This window comes from Arthrobacter sp. 05L45_2, from assembly GCF_056397525.1.
Genome location: NZ_JBFTNO010000191.1, coordinates 1 through 6,107 on the forward strand (window position 1 = coordinate 1; position 6,107 = coordinate 6,107).

General features: G+C 65.1%; 7 protein-coding genes. 4 read left to right on the forward strand and 3 right to left on the reverse strand.

All coding sequences use genetic code 11. From position 1 onward, the window contains the following. Window positions 1–163: 163 nt before the first annotated feature. Window positions 164–964 (reverse strand): class E sortase, encoded by an 801-nt coding sequence (locus AC1DHD_RS13210; RefSeq protein WP_476880156.1) that lies wholly within the window; start codon window positions 962–964, stop codon window positions 164–166. Between the two features lie 180 nt (window positions 965–1,144). On the opposite strand from AC1DHD_RS13210, the gene AC1DHD_RS13215 reads away from it, so the two are divergent. Then, window positions 1,145–1,399 (forward strand): cell division protein CrgA, encoded by a 255-nt coding sequence (locus AC1DHD_RS13215; RefSeq protein ID WP_476880150.1) that lies wholly within the window; start codon window positions 1,145–1,147, stop codon window positions 1,397–1,399. Between the two features lie 124 nt (window positions 1,400–1,523). Next, window positions 1,524–2,129 carry a DNA-3-methyladenine glycosylase I gene (locus AC1DHD_RS13220; RefSeq protein ID WP_476880151.1) on the forward strand — a complete coding sequence of 202 codons (606 nt, stop codon included), beginning with the start codon at window positions 1,524–1,526 and terminating at the stop codon, window positions 2,127–2,129. Window positions 2,130–3,139: 1,010 nt separating this feature from the next. Here AC1DHD_RS13220 and AC1DHD_RS13225 read toward each other — a convergent pair. Together AC1DHD_RS13225 and AC1DHD_RS13230 are read right to left on the reverse strand one after the other, a co-directional pair. Beyond that, complete coding sequence (locus AC1DHD_RS13225; protein ID WP_476880152.1) at window positions 3,140–4,033, reverse strand: rhomboid family intramembrane serine protease; 894 nt, start codon at window positions 4,031–4,033, stop codon at window positions 3,140–3,142. Between the two features lie 9 nt (window positions 4,034–4,042). Then, entirely contained in the window at window positions 4,043–4,588 is a 546-nt protein-coding gene (locus tag AC1DHD_RS13230; RefSeq protein WP_476880153.1) for a peptidylprolyl isomerase, read from the reverse strand. 154 nt (window positions 4,589–4,742) lie between these two features. Between AC1DHD_RS13230 and AC1DHD_RS13235 the strand changes: the two genes are divergently transcribed. Together AC1DHD_RS13235 and AC1DHD_RS13240 are read left to right on the forward strand one after the other, a co-directional pair. Beyond that, a complete protein-coding gene (locus AC1DHD_RS13235; RefSeq protein WP_476880154.1) occupies window positions 4,743–5,681 on the forward strand; it encodes a hypothetical protein in 939 nt (312 codons plus the stop codon). A gap of 164 nt (window positions 5,682–5,845) precedes the next feature. Beyond that, on the forward strand, window positions 5,846–6,107 hold a 262-nt coding region (locus AC1DHD_RS13240; RefSeq protein WP_476880155.1), incomplete at its 3' end, for a glycosyltransferase family 2 protein.

Sequence of the window (6,107 nt, forward strand, 5' to 3'; positions counted from 1 at the left end):
GTGCTGTACCAATCGTTGAATCAGTGAACGGGCTGAATTGCGCCATCCACGGGAAGAGGAACTGAACCATCAATACCAGTACGCCCGCCAGCAATACCAGCGAGGTCACCACCCGGACCCAGAGCGGGCCGGGCAGCCGCCGGAAAATCCATCCATACATGGGCTAGCCTCCCGCCAGTGTCCGTGCGACCTGGGCTGCGATGTCCGCGGGCGGTCCGGCCGCTGCGGGCCGCCAACTCTCCAGCAGGGAGTACGCCACAATGCGCTCCTGCGATCCGAAGCGTGGGTTGCAGCTGGTCATGGTCAGGTAGCTGTCCTTGGCTACGGCCCCTGGCTGCGTTGGCACCGGCAGCAGGACGTTGGTAGCCGTCGGAAGGACAATCTCGCTGTTGCGGAAACGGTAGGTGTAATAGCCGTCGCGGGTCTGAACGTAGATCCTGTCTCCCGGAACCAGGGAATCAATGCTGTCCAGCACCGCACCATGCGTTTGGCGGTGCCCGGCCACCGCGAAGTTGCCAGCCGCGCCGGGCATCGCCGTTCCCTGGTAGTGACCGATTCCCAGGGAGTCAAGGACGGCCGGAGTGGTGCCCTGCACGAGCGGGCGCGTGTAGCCGGCTCCGAAGCGGGGCACATAGAGGACACCGATAGTGGCGCCTGGCGCCGGCTCCGCGGCCACCAAGGCGCGGTCCGGTCCGTTGGAACCGGCGGAGCCGGTTGGCTTCCCTTGTTGCCCGGGCTTGGCGGGCGTGCCGATCTCGCGGGCAAAATCCCGGACGACGTCGCGCTGCCGGGCATCGGCGTCGAGGTTGGTCCACCACAGCTGCCACGCCACAAATAGAAGGAGGACGACGCCGGCGGTCAGCATGAGTTCCCCGCCGATCTGCAGTGCCCGCGCCAGCGGACCGCGGCCGGCCTCGGAACCGCCCCGGGCGGGTGCGGCTGCGGGGTCCGCTGTCTCCTGCAACACCGTGGGCTCTCCTTCGGGGCTTTCGCAGCGGGCGCGGGGTATGGCCTGAATTACAGCTAGAATTGGCTGCGATTAGGATTTCCAAGTTGACCAAGAGCGCGTTAACCGCCGGCTGTTCCTCCCAGCAGGATATCAAGCCGTGTCGCCGCTCCTCACCCAGCCCGCCAAGGAGGACCCGTGCCCGAGTCGAAGCCGCGAAAGAGGACTGCCCGCGTAGAGCAGCAGACTTCAGCGACGCAGGCCTACAAGCCCAACCCTGTGTGGTTCAAGCCGGTGATGTTTGGCCTGATGATCATTGGACTGCTGTGGATCATCACGTTCTACATCAGCGAGGGCACCCTCCCGGTCCGGGACTGGGCGTCGTGGAACATCGTTGCCGGGTTCGGCATCGCCATCGTGGGCTTCCTGATGACCACACGCTGGCGTTCCTAATAACTCCATCTATTCGCTTTTCCAGCGGGCCGGCACACCGAGTGTGCCGGCCCGCTGCCGTATCCGGAGCCACTGCGCGGCAGGCGATAATGCTGGAAGGCAACTCTCCAGCGAAGGACGCTTTATGACCCCCGACCTCAGTGGCTGCATCACCGGTGCGGACGGATTGGCCCGCCCCGCCTGGGCGGCGACGGATCCGCTCCTGCGCGACTACTACGACGGCGAATGGGGCCTGCCGGTGCGCGACGAGCAGGGACTCTACGAACGCATCAGCCTCGAGGCTTTTCAGGCCGGCTTGTCCTGGGCAACAATCCTCCGCAAGCGGCCGGCGTTCCGGGCCGCCTTTGCCGACTTCCATCCCGAGACTGTGGCCGCCTTCACCGAGGACGACGTCGAGCGGCTGCTGCAGGACGCCGGCATCGTCCGGAACCGGCTGAAGATCCGGGCGGCGATCACCAACGCCCGCGCCACCATCGATCTAAGGGCCGACGGCGGCCTGGTTGATTTTGTGTGGGGTTTCCAGCCCGACGTGACACCCGAGCCGACAGCCCTGGACCAGATCCCCACCAGTTCGCCCGAATCCGTTGCGCTCTCGAAAGCCCTGCGCGGCCGCGGCTTCGTCTTTGTAGGACCCACCACCATGTATGCCCTGATGGAAGCCATCGGGATGGTGGATACGCATCTGCTCGACAGCCACCGGAGGGGATCCTCCGGCGTCTGGACTGCCTAGAAGTCATCGCTGACTACGGGCTCAGCGCGTCCACAGCTGTGCAGAACGAAGCCTATAGTTATCCACAGTCTGTTGACAGTTGGTGCGGGGTCCAGCTCGGAGTCTGGCATTTGAKGGCCCCCTGCGCCCCGCAGCGAGGAGTTTCGAGCATAACGGCAGGGGAATTACGGCTCTGTAAGTTATTAACAATGTGGATTAACTGTGGATAACCACCGGGCGTGCAGGGATACGATTCAAAAATGGCCGGTAACGGTCTCCTGGGGACGCTGAACCAGGCAGGGACGGGCATTTCCGGCCCCCGCACACTGACGGGTTCCGGTTATCCACTTAATAACAATCCACTACCCACAACTTATCCACAGGTGGGGATAACCGGCAGCTGGTCGCGGCCCGGGTGCCTCCTCCGGGGCCACAACGGCGCTTTCCGGTGCGAAATACTCAGAAGATCAAGTTATTAACACTGTGAACAACGCTGTGAATAACCCGATAGAAATCAGATATATAGACTCCGGGGCCCGATCCGGCGGCCCGGCGCCCGGCAACAGCTCGCAACTCGAGGCGTAAGCCTTGGAAATGCCTTTCCGGGCCATCCTCCGGGTTCATGCCAGTTGTCCACTTAACCACAGGGCCGGGGCGGGAAGTTATCCACAGATGTGGAGAATCTCTCGTGCGGCTGGGGAAATTTGCCCGCTGTGGCTATCAGATCCGGATCGCCCACCTGAACTACAGGGATGTAAGTTACCAACAGTGTGGATAACCCCTGTGGAAAAGACGGCTGCGCCGTCCCGCAGGGACTGGCCGGTGATACCGCACGTGGGGTTGCCGGGCTGGCGTGGGGCGCCGTTTAGCGTACGAAAGGAACCAGAGGGCGCGAGGGCCGAGCGAAAGCGGGAGACGCGGGTCGCCGGCACAGGGATGCAACGCAGGGCGCTACACCGGAGGGAAACACGACGGGGCGCCACAACGCAGGGCGACACAACGGGGCCGTGCCGTGGCTGGGGAAAGCCGGGCTAGGCCGGGACGGCTGTGGCGGTGGCGTGCAGGGCCGAGGCGACGATCAGCAGGCACAGGACGGCCGTAAGTCCGGCGGCCTGGAACAGGCCACGCAGCCGTCCCCTCGGGACATACGCGATGGCCGCAGCGCACAAGGCTCCGGTGACCAGGCCACCCAGGTGCGCTTGCCAGGCGATCTGCGGCACTACGAATCCGATCACACCGTTGATGGCGATCAGGACCCAAAGCTGCCTCGTGTCCCCGCCGCGATGGCGCTGGACCACCAGCATCGCCCCGAAGAGGCCGAAGATGGCGCCCGAGGCACCCACCACGCCGGTCAGGTCCTGGCCTGGAACATATGCCGGTGTCAGCAGGAGGTAGCCGACCGATCCGCCGACTGCGGAGAGAAGATAGACGGCCAGGAAGCGGATGCGCCCGAGAAGGGGTTCCAGCGCCTGTCCGAACATCCACAGCATGTACATGTTGAGCACGATGTGGAGTATGAAGCCTTGCGAGTGCAGGAAAGCGGACGTCAGCATCCGCCAGGGTTCAAAGGCGCCATAGGCCGGGTTGGCGTACGCCGTTGCGAAGGCGAAGTTCTGGTAGATCGCGTCGTTGGGGATGATCCACTGGAGGACGTACACGAGGGCACACGCAGCAATGATCCCGAAGGTGGCCAGGGGCCGGCCGACGGCGGCGGCGCCGCCATAGACGGAGCGCGGCGCCGGCGTCGTACGTTTGGTTTCGTTGACACAGTCAACACACTGGAATCCGACGGCGGCCGCCCGCTGGCAGTCGGGGCACGCAGGGCGCCCGCACCGCTGGCACCGCACGTAAGCGGGCCGGTCCGGGTGCCGGGGGCACACCGGGATCTGCGCGGACGGCTCTGCCGCCGGATATCCGTAGCTCATGGCGTGTGGCTAGAGCTGTTCTACGTCGATGCTGTTGATGACAACGTCCTCGACCGGACGGTCACCCATCCCGGTGCGGACACCCTCGATGGCGTCGACGACCTTCTTGGAGTCCTCGTCCGCGACTTCACCGAAGATGCTGTGCTTGCCCTGCAGCCAGCCGGTGGGGATGGTGGTGATGAAGAACTGGGAGCCGTTGGTGCCGCGGCCCATCTGGATGCCGGCGTTGGCCATGGCGAGCTTGTAGGGCTCGTTGAAGGTCAGTTCGGGGTGGATTTCGTCGTCGAACTTGTAGCCCGGTCCGCCGATGCCACGGCCCAGCGGATCGCCGGCCTGGATCATGAAGTCCTTGATGATGCGGTGGAAGATGGTGCCGTTGTAGAGCGGGGTACCRGTCTTGTCYTCACCGSTCTCCGGGTGCGTCCAGGCCTGCTCGCCSGTGGCCAGKCCGACGAAGTTCTTGACGGTCTTGGGCGCGTGGTTGCCGAAGAGGTTGACGACAATGTCGCCCAGGTTCGTGTGAATGGTTGCTTTTGCAGTTGCGATGGCAGTCATGGCCCTATTCTTCCACGGCGGGGGCAGCCGTACAGGGCCGCGGAGTCAGTTCCGCGCTGGGTGAAATCGGACCAAAATCCGGCCGGAGAATAGCCGGTGGAGTCCGGTACACGTAGGCTAACTGCAGAACCGTCACATTAATCGGGAGGTAGTTGTGAAGAAAACGGATCGTATGGCCCGTGAGCTGGAGCACTCGGTCAGCAGCGCGGTGGAGAACGCCAGGGACTGGGCCGCCCCGCGGGTCGAGGCGGCAGTGGACTGGGCCGTGCCACGCCTGCAACAGGGCATTGACACCGCTTCCCCCAAGATCCAGGAGGGCCTGAAGTCTGCGGCCCACAACCTGGCCGACGGTGTGGCAACTGTGACCCCCCGCCTTCAGGACGGGCTCGCGCAGCTGGCGCCGAAGATCCACGACGCCGTCGAGAGCGCCACTCCACGGCTGCACGAAGCGCTGGACAAGGCCACTCCGGTGATCGCCAACGCCCGCGACCGCGTCGTCGTCGAGTACCTGCCCAAGCTCTCTGACCAGCTCGGTCACGCGTCCGACGCCGTCCACCGCACCCTCGAGGGCGCTCCGGCCCACGTGGACGCCGTGGCACAGCGCCTGGTCGATTCCGGTGTGGTCCACAACATCCAGGAACAGGCGCAGTCCGCCGGCCAGCAGCTCAAAGCCGCAGCCGCCGAAGCGAGCCGCGCCGTCTCCGGCGAGATCGCCAAGCCGCAGAAGCCCAAGCACCGCGGTTTCCTCATCTTCGGCGTCATCGCCGCCGCCGTAGCCGCCGGTGTGGCCGCGTGGAAGGCGTCCAAGCCGATCGAGGATCCGTGGAAGACCCCGGCCCCTGTTGCACCGTCAACCCCGGCCCCGGTCCCGGCCACAACCGTCAGCGACGTCAAGGAAGCCGTGAAGGACACCGCCAGCGACGCGGCCTCCGCCACGGTTGCCGCCGCCGACAAGGCCGCCGAAGCTTCGGCGGACGCCGCCGACGCCGTGGCGGGCAAGTCCGAGGACCCCGCGTCCAAGGTTGCCACCGACGCCAAGACCGCGGTCCGCAACATCGCGGCCAGCCTGAACGGTGACGACAAGGCCAAGTAACCGCCGGTCCGCCCGTCGAGCACACGGGGGCCAAAGGCTGTATTCATGGGAGGGATCCCGCTGCTGGAAGGTTTCAGCGGCGGGGTCCCTCCTTTGCGTTGCCCCGCCGCCCCGCGGCCCGGTCATCGGATCCCCTGAACACTGCAGGTGCTAAATTTGGGGTGATGTCACCCGAACAGCTTCCCGTGGACGCCCTGGACGATGCTGCGCCGCCGCCGGCCGTCTCCATCGTCATCCCGGCGTACAACGAGGAAAGCGTCATACGGCAGTGCCTCATCGCCGCCGTCTACCAGTCCGTGCCGGCCCACGAAATCATCGTTGTGGACAACATGTCCGGGGACCGGACCGCTGAAATCGTCCGGCACATGCAGCTGGAATACCCGGAGAGCCCGATCATCCTGCTCAGCCAGGACAAGGACCAGGGCC